Genomic DNA, 1,430 nt, shown 5'->3' with positions numbered 1-1,430 from the left:
CAGGGTAAGCTCATCTAATTTGGTATAATATGAACTTGACAAAGTTAACAAAATAAGCATAAGAGACTGTGTAGACAGCACACTTGACTCCTAACACAGATCAGTGAGATGCCAGTAATACTGTAGTTGAAAATCTCAAAAAATACCCTATATGTTTCAAGGCTTTAACAAGAAAACTGCCGATGCTCAGAAAATTTTTCCTTCTGAGATAAAACTCACAGAAGTGGCAGATATCGGGTGTATTCAAAAAAGTTTAGTTCACCACTTCCAAGAGATCAAAGATCCCAGAGTGGAGAGAACTAAGAAACATCAACTCACAGATATCTTAGTAATTGCGATTTTAGCAGTAATTGCTGGAGCGCAAGGATGGGAAGACATGGAAAATTATGGCATTAGCAAAAAACAGTGGTTAGAAAAGTTTTTGGCCTTACCTCACGGTATTCCTTCGGATGACACTTTTCGTCGGGTATTCGAGTTCATTAACCCAGAAGAATTGAATCGTTGTTTTCTTCAATGGGTAGAAACCCTTGTCACCAAGATGGGAGGAGAAATAATCCCCATAGATGGGAAGACAATTAGGGGTTCATATGACCGAAATCAAGGGAAATCAGCACTCCATATCATTAGTGCCTGGTCGAGTGAACAACGTCTAGTGTTGGGACAGATGAAAGTAGAAGATAAATCTAATGAAATTACTGCTATTCCTGCATTATTAGAATTGCTGGATATCACAGGCTCCATCATCACTATTGATGCCATGGGGACACCAACAGAAATTGCTAAAAATATTATCGACAAGAAGGGAGATTACGTTCTGGCGCTCAAGGCAAATCATCCCACTCTCTACAATCAGGTTCAAGAATGGTTTGAAAAAGCCTCTGCACAGCAATTTCAAGGCATTGATGTCAGTTATGAAAAACGTGTTGAAAAAGGACATCACCGTCGGGAAATCCGTCAAGTCTGGTCGGTTCCAGTTTCAGCTATTAATAATCTTTATCAACCCCGACTATGGGCAGGACTTCAAAGTGTTGTCATGGTTGTACGAGTCCGTCATCTCTGGAACAAAACTACCCGTGAGGTTCAGTTTTATTTGTCTTCTTTACACAGTGATGCTCAACTTATTGGTCGGGCTATTCGACAACATTGGGGTATTGAAAACCAGGCTCATTGGACTCTTGACTGTACATTTGCTGAGGATGCTTGCCGCATTCGCTCTTTCCACAGTCCTCGAAATTTTGCTCTTTTACGACGCATTGCTCTCAATGCCCTCAACCGCGAACACTCTTATAAACGTAGTCTCCGACAAAAAATGAAACGCACTGCTATGGATAACGATTATATGATTCAAGTTCTCTTTTCTTGTTTTCTTGACCCTACATTAGATTCTTCTGAGTCCTTGTGTCAAGCCTAATTGAGATGCTCTTACCCTG

General features: G+C 40.6%; 1 protein-coding gene. It reads left to right on the top strand.

Annotation, left to right across the window (positions count from 1 at the left end; all coding sequences use genetic code 11):
- Positions 1-151 precede the first annotated feature (151 nt).
- On the top strand, positions 152-1,411 hold the full coding sequence (locus QUA47_RS30850; RefSeq protein ID WP_445302566.1) for an ISAs1 family transposase: 1,260 nt from the start codon (positions 152-154) through the stop codon (positions 1,409-1,411).
- The last annotated feature ends 19 nt before the right edge of the window (positions 1,412-1,430 follow it).

This window comes from Microcoleus sp. MON2_D5 (genome assembly GCF_036701905.1).
GTDB lineage: Bacteria > Cyanobacteriota > Cyanobacteriia > Cyanobacteriales > Microcoleaceae > Microcoleus.
The sequence above is the reverse complement of the archived record's forward strand: the minus strand, read 5'-3'. Positions and strand labels throughout refer to the sequence as shown.

What these genes read in the sequence shown, in the direction of transcription:
- QUA47_RS30850 (WP_445302566.1), top strand. Translation starts at nt 152, where the DNA reads ATGTTTCAAGGCTTTAACAAGAAAACTGCCGATGCTCAGAAAATTTTT.